At 54.7% G+C, this 13,947-nt stretch carries 15 protein-coding genes; all 15 read left to right on the top strand.

The window, feature by feature from the left end; genetic code table 11:
- Window positions 1-5 precede the first annotated feature (5 nt).
- The 15 genes from recJ (at window position 6) to LBW88_RS17495 (ending at window position 13,924) form a co-directional block, all read left to right on the top strand.
- Window positions 6-1,730, top strand: a complete 1,725-nt coding sequence (gene recJ, locus LBW88_RS17425; protein WP_224933464.1) for a single-stranded-DNA-specific exonuclease RecJ — start codon at window positions 6-8, stop codon at window positions 1,728-1,730.
- Window positions 1,731-1,852: 122 nt separating this feature from the next.
- Window positions 1,853-2,951 (top strand): peptide chain release factor 2 gene (prfB, locus tag LBW88_RS17430; RefSeq protein ID WP_224933463.1). Its coding sequence is split into 2 segments (ribosomal slippage): window positions 1,853-1,927 and window positions 1,929-2,951, totalling 1,098 coding nucleotides; the frame shifts between segments, so codons are not numbered across the junction.
- 9 nt (window positions 2,952-2,960) lie between these two features.
- Entirely contained in the window at window positions 2,961-4,481 is a 1,521-nt protein-coding gene (gene lysS, locus LBW88_RS17435) for a lysine--tRNA ligase (RefSeq protein ID WP_224933462.1), read from the top strand.
- 187 nt (window positions 4,482-4,668) lie between these two features.
- Complete coding sequence (locus LBW88_RS17440) at window positions 4,669-5,520, top strand: MurR/RpiR family transcriptional regulator (RefSeq protein ID WP_224933461.1); 852 nt, start codon at window positions 4,669-4,671, stop codon at window positions 5,518-5,520.
- A 252-nt stretch (window positions 5,521-5,772) separates the two neighbouring features.
- Entirely contained in the window at window positions 5,773-6,609 is an 837-nt protein-coding gene (locus LBW88_RS17445) for a transporter substrate-binding domain-containing protein (RefSeq protein WP_224933460.1), read from the top strand.
- 2 nt (window positions 6,610-6,611) lie between these two features.
- Window positions 6,612-7,244 (top strand): DUF1989 domain-containing protein, encoded by a 633-nt coding sequence (locus tag LBW88_RS17450; RefSeq protein ID WP_224933459.1) that lies wholly within the window; start codon window positions 6,612-6,614, stop codon window positions 7,242-7,244.
- Window positions 7,228-7,875: an urea carboxylase-associated family protein gene (locus LBW88_RS17455; RefSeq protein ID WP_224933458.1), complete on the top strand. Its 648-nt coding sequence runs from the start codon at window positions 7,228-7,230 to the stop codon at window positions 7,873-7,875. Before LBW88_RS17450 ends, LBW88_RS17455 begins: the two co-directional genes overlap by 17 nt.
- Before the next feature lie 3 nt (window positions 7,876-7,878).
- Window positions 7,879-8,529, top strand: coding sequence for an amino acid ABC transporter permease (locus LBW88_RS17460; RefSeq protein ID WP_034823169.1), 651 nt, complete (start codon window positions 7,879-7,881; stop codon window positions 8,527-8,529).
- Complete coding sequence (locus LBW88_RS17465) at window positions 8,529-9,194, top strand: amino acid ABC transporter permease (protein ID WP_224933457.1); 666 nt, start codon at window positions 8,529-8,531, stop codon at window positions 9,192-9,194. Before LBW88_RS17460 ends, LBW88_RS17465 begins: the two co-directional genes overlap by 1 nt.
- Window positions 9,195-9,207: 13 nt before the next feature.
- Window positions 9,208-9,879 (top strand): DUF1989 domain-containing protein, encoded by a 672-nt coding sequence (locus LBW88_RS17470; protein ID WP_224933456.1) that lies wholly within the window; start codon window positions 9,208-9,210, stop codon window positions 9,877-9,879.
- Window positions 9,880-10,537: 658 nt separating this feature from the next.
- Entirely contained in the window at window positions 10,538-11,116 is a 579-nt protein-coding gene (locus LBW88_RS17475; protein WP_224933455.1) for a fimbrial protein, read from the top strand.
- Window positions 11,117-11,167: 51 nt separating this feature from the next.
- Window positions 11,168-11,881 carry a molecular chaperone gene (locus LBW88_RS17480; RefSeq protein WP_224933454.1) on the top strand — a complete coding sequence of 238 codons (714 nt, stop codon included), beginning with the start codon at window positions 11,168-11,170 and terminating at the stop codon, window positions 11,879-11,881.
- Window positions 11,859-12,422: a fimbrial protein gene (locus tag LBW88_RS17485; RefSeq protein ID WP_224933453.1), complete on the top strand. Its 564-nt coding sequence runs from the start codon at window positions 11,859-11,861 to the stop codon at window positions 12,420-12,422. The genes LBW88_RS17480 and LBW88_RS17485 overlap by 23 nt, the downstream gene beginning before the upstream one ends.
- A gap of 9 nt (window positions 12,423-12,431) precedes the next feature.
- A complete protein-coding gene (locus tag LBW88_RS17490; protein WP_224933452.1) occupies window positions 12,432-13,160 on the top strand; it encodes a molecular chaperone in 729 nt (242 codons plus the stop codon).
- Window positions 13,160-13,924, top strand: coding sequence for a molecular chaperone (locus tag LBW88_RS17495; RefSeq protein WP_224933451.1), 765 nt, complete (start codon window positions 13,160-13,162; stop codon window positions 13,922-13,924). Before LBW88_RS17490 ends, LBW88_RS17495 begins: the two co-directional genes overlap by 1 nt.
- The last annotated feature ends 23 nt before the right edge of the window (window positions 13,925-13,947 follow it).

The following is a 13,947-nucleotide window of genomic DNA, read 5'->3' on the forward strand; positions in this document are numbered from 1 at the left end:
CAGTGATGCATTCTGTCGAACTGCGTCGGCGCGAAATCCAGGCCGACGCCAGCTTACCTGATACCTTACCGCCGCTGCTGCGCCGCCTTTACCTGCAACGCGGTGTAAAAGAGGCCGCCGAACTTGAGCGTGGTGCCAAAAACCTGCTGCCGTGGCAAACGCTGGGTGGCATCGATCAAGCGGTAGCCTTGTTGCACCAGATGCTGGAAGCGGGCCGCCGTATTGTGGTGGTCGGTGATTTCGATGCCGATGGCGCGACCAGCACCGCATTGACGGTCTTAGCGCTGCGCAGCATGGGCGGCAACGTCGATTATCTGGTGCCCAACCGTTTTGAGGATGGCTACGGCCTGAGCCCTGAAGTGGTTGAGCAGGCGCGCGCGCGCGGTGCAGAGATGATTCTCACCGTGGATAACGGCATCTCTTCCCATGCAGGCGTGGAGACTGCCCATCAGCACGGTATTCCGGTGTTGGTCACCGATCACCACCTGCCTGGCGAAACGTTGCCAGATGCGGAAGCGATCGTTAACCCTAATCTCAATGACAGCGCCTTCCCTTCGCGTTCGTTAGCGGGCGTGGGCGTGGCGTTTTATCTGATGCTGGCGCTGCGTGCGCATCTGCGGCTGCAAAACTGGTTTATCGAGGGCAGAACGGAACCCAACCTGGCGGAGTGGCTGGATTTGGTGGCGCTGGGCACTGTCGCTGACGTCGTGCCGCTGGATGCCAATAACCGCATTCTGGTGTGGCAGGGCTTAAGCCGCATTCGCGCCGGAAAATGTCGAGCCGGGATTCGCGCGCTGCTGGAGATCGCCAACCGTGATGCACGCCAACTGGCGGCCAGCGATCTTGGTTTTGCCGTTGGGCCTCGCCTCAACGCGGCGGGTCGACTGGATGATATGTCGGTCGGCGTGGCACTGTTGCTCACCGAAGACATTGCGCAGGCGCGCATGCTCGCCAACGAGCTTGATGCGCTGAATCAAACGCGCAAAGAGATTGAGCAGGGCATGAAGAGTGAAGCGCTGGCGCTGTGCGATGAGCTGGAGCGTCAGCACACCGATTTGCCGCTCGGTCTGGCTTTCTATCACCCCGAGTGGCATCAGGGTGTGGTCGGTATTTTGGCCTCACGCCTGAAAGAGCGTTTCCATCGTCCGGTGATCGCCTTTGCGCCAGCTGGCGATGGCACGCTGAAAGGTTCAGGTCGCTCGATCGCTGGCTTGCACCTGCGCGATGCACTGGAGCGTCTCGACACGCTTTATCCCGGAATGATGATCAAGTTCGGCGGTCACGCGATGGCGGCGGGCTTGTCGCTGGAAACGGAGAAATACGATCTGTTCCGCGAGCGTTTTGCCGCGCTGATCGACGAATGGCTGGATGGCGAAGCTTTGCAGGGTGTCATCTGGTCCGATGGCGAACTGCATGCACAGGAGTTCACGCTGCATACCGCTGAAATGCTGCGTGAAGCCGGTCCCTGGGGCCAGGCATTCCCCGAGCCGGTGTTCGACGGCCACTTCAAACTGCTGCAACAGAAGTTGGTGGGTGAACGTCATCTCAAGGTGATGATTGAGCCACTGGGCGGCGGTCCGCTGCTGGACGGCATTGCGTTTAACGTCGATACCACTTTGTGGCCTGACACCAGCGTGCGTCAGGTGAAGCTGGCCTATAAACTGGATATCAACGAATACCGCGGCAACCGCTCGGTTCAGCTGATCATTGACCACATCTGGCCGGTATAACCGCGCAATCTGTTGCGCTATCTCGCACACCTGCAATGCTACAAAGTACGCGCAGTTTCGGGTAAACTAGCGCGTTACTTTTTATCCCCTTTCACCGAATCGTCAAAAAAGACTGAAAAGCCATGTTTGAAATTAATCCGGTCAAAAATCGTATTCAAGACCTCACCGAGCGCAGCGACGTTCTTAGGGGGTATCTTTGACTATGATGCCAAGAAAGAACGCCTCGAAGAAGTAAACGCCGAGCTGGAACAGCCTGACGTCTGGAACGAACCTGAACGCGCGCAGGCGCTGGGTAAAGAACGCGCTTCCCTCGAAGCCGTGGTGGAAACCTTAGACCTGATGACTCAAGGCCTGGAAGATGTACAGGGCTTGCTGGATCTGGCCGTTGAAGCCGACGACGAAGAGACCTTCAACGAAGCCGTTGCTGAGCTGGATGTGCTCGAAGTGAAGCTGGGCGAACTCGAATTCCGTCGCATGTTCTCAGGCGAGTATGACAGCGCCGACTGCTACATGGATATTCAGGCTGGTTCTGGCGGTACTGAAGCGCAAGACTGGGCCAGCATGCTGCTGCGCATGTACCTGCGTTGGGCGGAAGCCAAAGGTTATAAAACCGAAATTATCGAAGAGTCAGACGGTGAAGTGGCCGGGACTAAATCCGCCACCATTAAAATCATCGGTGACTACGCGTTTGGCTGGCTGCGTACCGAAACCGGCGTCCATCGCCTGGTGCGTAAGAGTCCATTTGACTCCGGCGGCCGTCGTCATACCTCATTCAGTTCGGTGTTTATCTACCCGGAAGTGGATGACAATATCGATATCGACATCAATCCAGCCGATCTGCGTATCGACGTTTACCGTGCCTCGGGTGCGGGTGGTCAGCACGTAAACAAAACCGAGTCTGCGGTGCGTATTACCCACTTGCCGACCAACATTGTGGTGCAGTGCCAGAACGACCGTTCACAGCACAAGAACAAAGATCAGGCTTTCAAGCAGTTGCGTGCGAAGCTGTACGAATATGAGATGCAGAAGAAAAACGCTGACAAGCAGGCCGCGGAAGATAACAAATCCGATATCGGCTGGGGCAGTCAGATTCGCTCATACGTACTCGACGATTCACGTATCAAAGATCTGCGCACTGGCGTAGAGACGCGCAACACGCAAGCGGTACTGGATGGCGACATCGACCGCTTCATTGAAGCAAGTTTAAAAGCAGGGTTATAAGGAACCGACATGTCTGAACAACAACCGCAGAGCGCTGATGCCGCCCTAGAGTTAAACAACGAACTGAAAGCGCGTCGCGAAAAACTCAGCGCGCTGCGTGAAAAGGGCATCGCGTTTCCTAACGATTTCCGTCGCGATACCACGTCTGATCTGCTGCACGCCAGCTATGACGCCAAAGAGAACGAAGAGCTGGAAGCGCTCGGCGTTGAAGTGAGCGTGGCCGGTCGTATGATGACCCGTCGCATCATGGGTAAAGCCTCTTTTGCTACGCTGCAGGACGTTGGCGGCCAGATTCAGATCTACGTTTCACGTGACGATCTGCCAGAAGGCGTCTACAACGAGCAGTTCAAAAAGTGGGATCTGGGCGATATCCTCGGCGCACGCGGTAAGCTGTTCAAGACCAAAACCGGTGAGCTGTCGATCCACATCACTGAACTGCGTTTGTTGACCAAAGCGCTGCGTCCACTGCCGGATAAATTCCACGGCCTGGCCGATCAGGAAACTCGTTACCGTCAGCGTTATCTGGATCTGATCTCTAACGATGATTCCCGTCACACCTTCAAAGTGCGTTCTAAAATCATGGCCGGCATCCGTCAGTTCATGGTTAACCGCGACTTTATGGAAGTTGAAACCCCAATGATGCAGGTGATCCCTGGCGGCGCGTCAGCCCGTCCGTTCATCACCCATCACAATGCGCTCGACATCGACATGTACCTGCGTATTGCACCAGAGCTGTACCTGAAGCGCTTGGTAGTGGGCGGTTTCGATCGCGTGTTCGAGATCAACCGTAACTTCCGTAACGAAGGTATTTCGCCACGTCATAACCCAGAGTTCACCATGATGGAACTCTATATGGCGTATGCGGATTACAAAGATCTGATCGAACTCACCGAAAGTCTGTTCCGCACCCTGGCGCAGGACGTGTTGGGCACCACAGAAGTGCCTTACGGTGACCACAGCTTCGATTTCGGCAAGCCGTTTGAGAAGCTCACCATGCGTGAAGCGATCAAGAAATACCGTCCGGAAACTGACCTGAGCGATCTGGAAGACTTTGATAAAGCAGTCGCGATTGCGCACTCGCTGCACATCAAAGTTGAGAAGAGCTGGGGTCTGGGCCGCGTAGTGACTGAGATCTTCGAAGAGACCGCCGAAGCGCACCTGATTCAGCCAACCTTCATCACCGAATACCCGGCTGAAGTGTCACCGCTGGCACGTCGTAACGACGAGAACCCGGAAATCACTGACCGCTTCGAGTTCTTCATCGGCGGCCGTGAAATCGGTAACGGCTTCTCCGAGCTGAACGATGCAGAAGATCAGGCTGAGCGTTTCCTGCAGCAGGTTAACGCCAAAGATGCAGGCGATGACGAAGCGATGTTCTACGACGAAGACTACGTTACCGCGCTGGAGCACGGCCTGCCGCCAACTGCAGGCCTGGGCATCGGTATCGACCGTATGGTGATGCTGTTCACCAACAGCCACACCATCCGCGACGTGATCCTGTTCCCGGCACTGCGTCCAACCAGCAAGTAAGGCAAATCGGTGCGCATAAATCCGCGTACTTTGCCGTAAGCCTTAGAGGTCGCCATTATGGCGGCCTTTTTTTATGGCGCTCCTTTTTACCCGGCGGCGTTTTTCATTTCTGTTTGCCTGGCAAAATTCCTGATGACAACCCGGCACGCTCTGTGCAGGATAGTTTTTTTATTTTCAGGGAATCACCATGAGTGCAAAAGCGGCAACGTTAGAGGGCCGGATTCAACAGCACTGGGATCAACTCTCCAGCCATGAGCAGCGGCTGGCTGACGTGCTGCTGGCGGCACCCGGTCAGCTGGCGATGAATACCGCCACTGAACTGGCGCAGAGCGCCGGCGTTTCCAAAGCCACTACCACGCGTTTTTTTCGCCATCTTGGCTACGAAAGCTATGAGGCCGCTCGCCGTCAGGCGCGTGAGATGCAGAGCAGCGGCTCACCGCTTTATCTGCAGGCCGTGCCAACCGCATCACCGCTTGCCAGCATCATGCAGCAGCACCTTGAAAAAGAGATCGCCAATCTGGTCAACAGCTATCGCACGCTGGACAGTGAACAGCTGCAGCAGGCGGTGAGCGCCATTGCGCAGTCACGCCGGGTGGTGGTGATGGGTTGGCGCCACAGCCAGACCATTGCACAGCTGATTTACCGCGATTTGGTGCATATCCATCCTGACGTGCGCCTGTTGCCGCGTCCCGGCGATTCGCTGGCGGAGCATCTCGCCGCGCTGAATCAACAGGATGTGGTGATTTGCGTGGGCCTGCGCCGCCGCATGCCTGCGCTGGAAGCGGCAATGAATGCGCTGGCAGAGCGCAACGTACCGATGCTGTATATCGCGGATGTGCTCTCCGGCAAACCGGCGCGTCACGCGCAGTGGGTGGTGCGGTGCCACACCGACAGTAGTTTGATATTCGATAGCACCGCCGCGCTCTCCGGCGTGTGCAATCTGCTCTGCTCACTGGTGGCCCGACAGATGGGCAAAACCAGCAATGACCATCTTGCGCAGGTTGAAGCGCTGCACCAGTCCCTCGACGAACTCGAATAGTGCCCCGTTCTGGCGCACAGTGCGCCAGATATTGCCCCATAGCAGTGCGCACACTCCTTCGCTATACCCGCCTGATTTCCCGTTAATGAAACCACAGAAACTTTAAATTAAAATAAAGAAACAAATGTTTCTCACTGATTTTATTCAGTAATACCCCCTATACCTCAAAGGTGTTAGCTGGGTGGTGAAAAAACTGGCACAAAATATGCTCATTAGAAAAAGACATTTCACCAACACCAGGGAAACACCATAATGAAAAAAACAGCACTGCTGATCGCCGCACTTCTCTCCGTTGGCACCATGGCGCAGGCGCAAGCCGACACCCTGAGTGACATCAAAAGCAGCGGCAAAATCACCGTTGGCATCGATCCAACCTTTCCTCCATACGAATACACCAATGACGCAGGTGAGATCACCGGCTACAGCGTGGCGATCATGCAATCCTTCGCCAAAGATCTCGGTGTGAAACTGGAGTTTCAGAAAACCGCCTTCAGCGGCATTTTGCCGGGCCTGATCTCTGGCTCGTTCAATGCCGAAGGCTCCTCCCTCAACGTCACTGCCGAGCGCGCAAAGAAAGTGCTGTTCACCGTGCCTTACAGCAAAACGGTGAATGGCGTGCTGGTGCGTGAAAGTGAAGCCAGCACCTTCAGCGGCAAAACGCTCAGCCCGGAAAGCTTGTCTGGCCTGCGCGGTGCGGTAAAAACCGCCAGCGTGCCCGAGCAGTTGCTGAAAGGCTTTAACGAGCAGCTGAAAAAAGAGGGTAAAAAACCGATCACCATCATCAACGTGGATTCGCTGGATCAGACCGTCAGCACTCTGATGACCAAACGCGCTGACTTCGTTTATGACGACATCTCCGTGCTGGCGCCGGTCGCGAAAAAATACGCCGGTAAAGTGGCGCAGGTCGGTGAAGTTGGGCCTTCGCAGTGGATGGGTTGGGCGACACGCAAAGAAGACGGCAGCCTGAACAAAGCCATCAGCGACCACATTCTGGCAATGCAGAAAGATGGCGAACTGACCAAGCTGCAACAGCAGTATCTCAGCACCACCTTTACCGTGCCCGCCAGCGATTTCATTCCTCAGGAGTAATTATGTGCCAGAGCAACCTCACGGTGCCTGCGGGCCATGGCAAAACCTTCCGCGTGCGTAAGGGCCAGTTTATTACCGTGATTGACAGTGAAGGGCAGCAGGCGGCGGATTTCGTCGCGGTCAATGCCGATGATTTGAATGAAAAGCTGTCGCCGGTGCATACCCGCCAGCATCTGCGCTCGCTGTTCTTCAAGCCCGGCGATGCGCTGTGGTCGAGTGAAAACCGCCCGATGCTGCGCATTCTGGCGGACAGCATCGGCATTCACGATGCCAACGTTCCGGCTTGCGATCGTACTCGCTTCAGCGTTGATTTCGGCGTTGAAGGACATCGCAACTGCGTCGATAACCTGCTGGAAGGCATGAAAGCCTTTGGCGTGACTTACTTCTCGCTGCCCGAGCCGTTCAACCTGTTCCAGAACGGCCCGGTCACCGCCGATGGCCGTATGGAAGTGACTGATCCCAACAGTAAAGCGGGCGACAGCATTACCTTTGAAGCGCTGTGCGATCTGATTTGTTCAGTATCGTCCTGCCCGCAGGACATCATTCCCGGCAACGGTTTGCAGGTCACGCCGATTGATATCGTGGTGAGTGACGCGTTTCACGCAGAGGAGATGAATCATGCTGTTAATGCGTGAAAGTTATGAAGAGACCGCTGAGCGCACGCTGGCTCAGTCGGTCACGGTGGAACCGGGCAGCGTTGGGTCGATTAAAGTATTGCGCGGCCAGTTGCTGCGCATCACCGCCCAGGGCGACGGCGCGGTGGCTTCACTGTTTGGCTTTAGCCTTGCCGATCCGGCGGTATGGCTTTCCGTGCACCACACCCGCGTCTTCAGTAACAGCTATCTGCTCGGTTCCGGTATGCGTCTGGTGAACAACCGCCGCCGTCCGATGATGGTGCTGGGCAAAGACAGCGTGAAACGTCACGACCTGCTGCTGCCCGCCTCGACCCGCGCCTTTCTGACGGAAAAAGGCTATCAGGGTGAAGGTTGCCTGGAAGCGGTGAGCGATGAGCTGGCGCGATTGGGGATGGTGGTGCCAAAGATGCCGGACCCGATCAACCTGTTTATGCATGTCAAACTGACGCGGGCCGGTGACCTCCTGCCGGAGCCAAACCTGACCAAAGCAGGCGACAGCATTACCTGTCGCGTGGTGATGGACACGCAGTTTATCGTCTCAGCCTGCAACACCGGCATTGAGGGCAACGACCAACCGGCACCGCTACTGCTGTCGGTGGCGGAAAACCTGCACGACTTTAACGCGGAGTAACGCATGGGGCTGGATCAACAGGTAGTGGCCGCGCTGCCGGAACTCGGACACGGCCTGCTGATGACGTTGGTACTTACGGTACTGGCATCATTGGTCAGCGTGGTGATGGGGCAGCTTGGCTGCTTCCTGCAACTGCGCCGCGCCTGGATCTGGCGCGCCATCGGTCGGCTGTATGTCAGCCTGATGCGCGGCACACCGGCCATCGTGCAACTGTTCGTGGTGTTTTTCACCTTGCCGCGCCTGGGACTGGGCGGTCAGCCGATGCTGGCCGCCGTGATTGCCATCGGCCTTAACAGCGGCGCTTACGTGGCGGAGATTTTGCGCGTGAACCGTTCGCTGGTGACACGCGGCCAGCTTGAAGCGGCACGCACGTTGGGGCTCAGCCGCTTCTTAACCTGGTGGTACGTGATCAATCCGCAGGTGATGCGCGCCAGTCTGCCGATGTTAGTCAATGAGTTCACCATCCTGCTGAAAACCACGCCGCTGGCCTCGGTAGTGGCGCTGACCGAACTGACCTATGCCGGGCAGATTGTGATTGCGCGCACCTATGAAGCTACGCAGGTTCTGCTGCTGGTGGCGGCCGGATATCTGCTGATCGCCATGCCGCTGATTGCCGCCGCCCGACGTCTGGAAGCTAAACGGAGGATCGCTTAATGGATTGGCAAGCCATTCTCACCTCTTTGCCTTCACTCGGTGACGGCATGATCGCCACGCTGCAACTGTGTATTGTCGCGGCGCTCTGCTCGCTGGTGTGGGGCGGGCTGATGGCGCTGCTGCTGATGCGTGCCTCGCCGTTCTGGTTACGATTGCTCAATCTTTACAGCGGGTTAACTCTCGCACTGCCGCTGCTGGTGGTGATCTATCTGCTCTATTTCGTGCTGCCGGAATACGACATCACGCTGTCATCGCCAGTGGTAGGCGTGCTGGCCCTGACGCTCTATTACGCGCCCTACATTGCGCAAGTGATCCGTTCGGCCATTGAGGCGTTGCCCAAGGGGCAGTGGGAAGCGTGTCGCGTATTGGGTTTGAGTCGCAGTGAACAGCTGCGCGATGTGGTGTTGCCGCAAACCTTGCCGCAGATGCTGTCCCCGCTGGTCGGGCTGATGATTGGTTTGATTAAAGACTCTGCGCTGCTGTCGATCGTTTCGGTGCAGGAGTTTATGTACGCCGCCAAACAGGCGATTTCGGATACCTACGCGCCGCTGGAGATCTATCTCACCGTGGCGCTCTGTTACTGGCTGCTCAACAGTCTGATCGACTGGCTGGCACGCGGCCTTGAATCTCGCATGACGCGCTATCGTCGCGGCATGCAGCACTAATCAGGAGAACACTATGTCAGCTGAATATCAGCATCGTGAAGCAATTACCATTCCCGCGCGCTTCGGCAAAGCGGTACGTTTGAAGAAAGGGGAAGCGGTGCAGGTGATCAATCTGCACGGCACCCAAGTAGTGGATTGCTGGGCATATAACGCCGACGACGTCAGTGAATATATGTGTATGGAAGCGACGCGCGTGTGGAACCAGCGTCTTAATCCCAAGGTCGGTGACAGCTTTATCACCAGCCAGCGCCATCCGATTCTGACGCTGGTGGCGGATACCTCACCGGGCGTGCATGACTCCTTTATGGCGGCCTGCGATGCGCGTCGTTATGAGCTGCTGGGCTGCACTGAATATCACCGCAACTGTCACGACAACCTGTTTGAAGGCATGCGCGAATTAGGCGTCGAGCTGCCGCACGGTAACCTGGCGTCACTGAATATTTTCATGAACATTCAGGTGCAGCCGGACGGCATCACCCTGAAAACACTGCCGGTGGTGACCAAACCAGGTGACTACATTGTACTGCGCGCCGAGATGGATTGCTTCGTGGTATTCTCTGCCTGTCCGCAGGATATTGTCAGCATTCAGGGGCAGGGCGACAACACCCCGCGCGATGCCGAACTGCGTATTCTGACTGCCGGTTTCCCCCAGGTGCAGTTGAAAGGAGCCTGGGTGCCAGCGTAAGCGCGCTTTTACTCAGCCTCATTATTGGCTTAGAGAGGGGCCTTTGAGTAAAAAGCGTACCCTCTCTATCGTTTAGTAATAGATTTAATATAACAGACGAAAATATTCGTTTGAAATTCACCCTCTAATCTTAATTATCCCCCATTTATTATCTACGCCCTGATGCAATGTAGTGGTATTAATCGTTAACTCCTGCCCAGTTATCAATAATAAATAATGCGAGTAATGAGGGAGGCGAATAGAGTGAGGTTGGTTAGAATGGTTGATGAATTAGAGATATTGATTACCACAGAAGCATCAATGAAAATTTCATCATTAGCAACGTGATTTGTATCTTGTCTATGATCAGTTACTCTTCACCTGAGTGTTATTTAATCTGCTTACACGCCCCTTAACGTTCCCTGTAGTCATCCCCTTACAATTATAGCGTGTATCGACTACACCAAACGCATCGCTTGATGACGATACTTCTGTTAGTGGTTCGGCTTATTATTTCCCCTCACGAGTCCATCGGTTTTAATGGTATGTGGCGTCATGATAAAAACATTATTTTCATCGTGGTGCTATGCCGGAATTTTTTATGGACAAACTCTCCTCTGATTTCTTGCTTAATTTGGGCACGAAACAAATGACTTTATAAATTAAAAAGGAAATGAAAATGCGTAAGTCTTTATATGCTATCGCGCCGATTACTCTGTTGCTGATGGCGGCTTCTGGCACCGCTCAAGCTGCAGCCAGCGGGAAAATCGATATCACCGGGAACGTTTCTCATGGTACCTGCGATGTCAAAATGAGCCACCCCGCCCTGAACCTGGGTAACTATACCGCAAGTGACTTCCCCTCAACGGCTAAAACGGCGGTAGCGGGTAGTGAACGATCCTTCAGCGTTAGCCTGGAAAATTGCACCTTGAGCGCCACCGCACCCGTCGCTGGTGTGGCAGGCCTGATAGTCACTGGCCCAACATTGCCGCTCGATGCTGATGTTTTCAACGCCAACGATGCAGCCACCACGGGCGTGCAGTTGAAGGCGGGTGCAACCGTTATTTCAGCTAACGATAAAGTTGACATGGTTGAGTTCGAAGGTGCTGCTGGCGGTGGTACGGATGCCAACGTCGCTGATATCAACGGCCAAACGCAGACCTTTACCGCTGCGCTGGTGGCAAATACCGGAACTCCCGCGAGCATCACCGGTGGCTTGGTATCAACGCCCATTATGTTCATGTACGACTATAACTAATCGCTGATATGTGGCGGGTGCAGTCAGGCCCGCTACTATCGAGGACTCACCATGTCTCGTTCCCTGTTCCCTCTCTCTGCCATGCTGGCATTGCTGACGGCCCCCGTCATCTCCCAGGCAGCAGGCTTTGGTATCAATACGACTCGACTGATCTATCCTGAGGGTGCCAGCAGTATTACAGCTACGCTGCGCAATCGTGGTGATGCCACCGTTTATCTGGTGCAATCTTCAGTAAGCCTCATCAGCGCCGCCACACAAACGGCGCCTTTTGATGTCATTCCGCCGTTGTTTCGTATGGAAGCAGAGAGTAAACATCAGGTGCGAATTATTTTTCGCGAAATGTCATTACCGACCGACCGTGAATCTGTTTTCTATTTTCGCACCGCTGCGATACCCGCTTCGCAAGGCAAAGAAACCGATCAGAACGAGCAACGTATTAAAGGGGATGCCCGCTTTGGTGTAGGAAAAAGTATAAAACTGTTTTATCGCCCGAAAAACCTCGCGGGTGATTCCTTATCCGCGCAACGCAATCTCCAAATTAAAGCTGACGCGAAAGGGCTGAAAATAAGCAATCCAACGCCTTATTACGTCAGCTTTATCGATATTAAAGTGGCGGGTAAACGTCTGCCTCTGGAGGTCGCTGAAGAGAAAATGCTGCCGCCATTCGGCAGTCATACCTGGTCCACCAATATTCTAAAAGGCAAAGTCGAGTGGGTTACCATTGACGACCACGGAGGCCATCATGCCTTTAGTCAGACGCTGTAATAAGGCGGCCACCAGTGTGGTGATGCTGGTCACTTCGGTACTGAATATCACCCCATCCGGCGCAGATACAGTGCAGCTCAATTTCAACGCTTTCTTAGTGAACGGTACCTGCGATTTCAATCTGGACAAAACGCACATGAATCTGGGCACCATCCTGGCGACGGAGATGGGCGCATACACATTGGTGAATCCACAACCTTTTGAATTAGAGATAAAAGATTGCACCATCAAAGGGGCCAGCAACCCGATTGTCAGAGTCAGTGGCCAGGGTGAAATGCTGGACAAATGGGTATTTCGTAACCTGTCCTCTACGGCCAAAAACATCGGTGTGATGCTGGTCAACAGTGCGACGCTACCCTCTTATGCCAGCAAGGCGCTCAGCTCGGGTGATTATGTCGAATTAGCCGAAACAAGCGGAAATATTGATAACCAAAAGCTGCCTTTCTATGCCGGTTTGACCTGTGGTGATGCCACTCAATGCAGCCACGCCAGAGGTGGGCAGGTGGTCGCCAGCATCACTTTCAATCTCGATTTTCTTTGAGGTAATAGATTGAACAGACACAGCTTTCACCGTCTTACTCAAAGTGCGGTCGGCTTACTGCTGCTGAGTGGTACGGCCTGCAGCGCAATACCGGGTGAAAGAGGGGGTATTCGTTTAGATCACACCCGCGTCATTTTTAACGCGACCGATAAAATGCAAACACTGACAGTGAAGAACCGTAGCGACAACGTCTGGTTAATTCAAAGTAGGGTGGTGATGTCCACGCAAAGCCTGCAACCTGCCCCGTTCCTGATCACGCCGCCGTTATACCGTTTAGGCGCCGGCACGGAACAGACGCTACGCATTATCCCGCAGAGTCATGTGCTGCCTGAAGATAAAGAGTCGCTGTTGTACCTCTCAATCCAGGCGATACCCGCAAGTCAGAAGCAAAGCAGTGCTGCTCTGCAAGCCGCGGTAAGCATTCGTTTTAATTTAAAAATGTTCTATCGCCCGGCACAGCTGGGGGAACCACCGGCTAATTACAGTTGCGAGCTGCGCTTCAGCCAGCACCACCGCCAGATTCGTGTTGAAAATCCCACGCCCTGGCACATCACGCTGCGTACTCTGTCTTTGGATGGGAAACCGCGCGATCTGAACATGCAGCCGCTAATGTTGGCCCCCCAAAGCGTTCAGCTCATTCCAGATAGTGCCAGCAAGGTGCGCTGGCAGGCGGTCAATGATTTTGGCGGCTTACATCGAGCCTGCCAGTCAGCCGTCAGACCATTCACGGAGTCATGATGAAAACCGCTTTCGTACTGCTGCGTCCTTGGATGACGGCAGGACTACTTTGCCTGAGTGTCAGCTTTCTGCCGATGCTTGAAGCCGCTGAACCTACAACCGAACAGGCTGGCATCAGCTTTTACAATACACGAGTCATTTTCACCGCAACCTCGTTGTCGGGCGTGACGCAAACCCTTTACAACAAAACCGACACCGCGCGCTTGTTGCAGTCGTTTATCCGTCCGGTTGATGCGCAAACCGGTGATGTTGATATCGACAATCACGGCAACGTTGCATTGCCCTTTATCGTCACCCCGCCGCTAGAACGTGTGGATGCCCACAGCAACGTCACCTTACGTATTCGCCGCAATGATGTGCCGTTACCGGACGATCGTGAGTCAGTTTTTTACCTGTCAATGAAAGCGATTCCGTCTCAACCGAAGCACGCAGACAACAACAAAGTGACGCTGGCCGTGGTGAGTAGCATGAAAGTGTTCTATCGCCCGCAAGGGCTCAAGCGCTACGCAGTGGAAGAGGCCTCAGGCGCACTCTATTTCCGCAAACAGGGTAATCAGCTAACGGCGGTAAACCCCACGCCCTACTGGCTGACGTTCGCGGTGCTGCGTGTAGGCAACACTGAGCTGAACAAAGCCCAGTTACGCTTGATGGTGCCCCCCAAAGGGGAGCGTGAATATCACTTACCCGGCGGTACACAAGGCGCAATAACGTGGCAATTAATCGATGAAGACACCTGGCTTACGCCGCCGAAACATCAAGACTAACCTTTAACAGGATCGTCGCTTCC

The sequence above is a fragment of the Pantoea sp. alder81 genome (assembly GCF_020179835.1).
Taxonomy (GTDB): domain Bacteria; phylum Pseudomonadota; class Gammaproteobacteria; order Enterobacterales; family Enterobacteriaceae; genus Pantoea.

Excerpts from the sequence above, each read along its gene's own strand:
- recJ (WP_224933464.1), top strand. The coding sequence starts at position 6 with ATGCATTCTGTCGAACTGCGTCGGCGCGAAATCCAGGCCGACGCCAGC.
- lysS (WP_224933462.1), top strand. The coding sequence starts at position 2,961 with ATGTCTGAACAACAACCGCAGAGCGCTGATGCCGCCCTAGAGTTAAAC.
- LBW88_RS17440 (WP_224933461.1), top strand. The coding sequence starts at position 4,669 with ATGAGTGCAAAAGCGGCAACGTTAGAGGGCCGGATTCAACAGCACTGG.
- LBW88_RS17445 (WP_224933460.1), top strand. The coding sequence starts at position 5,773 with ATGAAAAAAACAGCACTGCTGATCGCCGCACTTCTCTCCGTTGGCACC.
- LBW88_RS17450 (WP_224933459.1), top strand. The coding sequence starts at position 6,612 with ATGTGCCAGAGCAACCTCACGGTGCCTGCGGGCCATGGCAAAACCTTC.
- LBW88_RS17455 (WP_224933458.1), top strand. The coding sequence starts at position 7,228 with ATGCTGTTAATGCGTGAAAGTTATGAAGAGACCGCTGAGCGCACGCTG.
- LBW88_RS17460 (WP_034823169.1), top strand. The coding sequence starts at position 7,879 with ATGGGGCTGGATCAACAGGTAGTGGCCGCGCTGCCGGAACTCGGACAC.
- LBW88_RS17465 (WP_224933457.1), top strand. The coding sequence starts at position 8,529 with ATGGATTGGCAAGCCATTCTCACCTCTTTGCCTTCACTCGGTGACGGC.
- LBW88_RS17470 (WP_224933456.1), top strand. The coding sequence starts at position 9,208 with ATGTCAGCTGAATATCAGCATCGTGAAGCAATTACCATTCCCGCGCGC.
- LBW88_RS17475 (WP_224933455.1), top strand. The coding sequence starts at position 10,538 with ATGCGTAAGTCTTTATATGCTATCGCGCCGATTACTCTGTTGCTGATG.
- LBW88_RS17480 (WP_224933454.1), top strand. The coding sequence starts at position 11,168 with ATGTCTCGTTCCCTGTTCCCTCTCTCTGCCATGCTGGCATTGCTGACG.
- LBW88_RS17485 (WP_224933453.1), top strand. The coding sequence starts at position 11,859 with ATGCCTTTAGTCAGACGCTGTAATAAGGCGGCCACCAGTGTGGTGATG.
- LBW88_RS17495 (WP_224933451.1), top strand. The coding sequence starts at position 13,160 with ATGAAAACCGCTTTCGTACTGCTGCGTCCTTGGATGACGGCAGGACTA.